This window comes from Pseudomonas sp. SIMBA_067 (assembly GCF_046534675.1).
In the GTDB taxonomy this organism is placed as follows: Bacteria; Pseudomonadota; Gammaproteobacteria; order Pseudomonadales; family Pseudomonadaceae; genus Aquipseudomonas; species Aquipseudomonas putida.
In genome coordinates this window covers 1-267 of the sequence record NZ_JAWRYH010000536.1, presented here as the reverse complement: position 1 = coordinate 267, position 267 = coordinate 1, and the positions used below count along the sequence as shown (strand labels likewise).

The 267-nt window shown below is 63.3% G+C and carries 1 pseudogene; it reads left to right on the top strand.

The annotated features are described in order from the left end of the window. Window positions 1–267, top strand: a pseudogene (locus SB765_RS30220) (TonB-dependent siderophore receptor); the annotation flags it as partial.

Here is a 267-nt window from a genome sequence, read left to right as displayed (position 1 = left end):
CTGCATGGCGCCAACGGCCTGATGAGCGGCGCAGGCAACCCGTCTGCCACGGTCAACTTCGTGCGCAAGCGCCCGACCGACAGCTTCCAGGCCAGGCTCAACACCAGTGTCGGGTCATGGGACAACCGCCGGGTGGACGTCGATGTCAGCGGCCCGCTGAGTGACAGCGGCAAGGTGCGCGGGCGCTTCATCTACGCCCATGACAAGGGCAATTCGTACCTTGATCGCTACAGCCACGAAATCAATGTAACAGCAGGCCTACTGGCC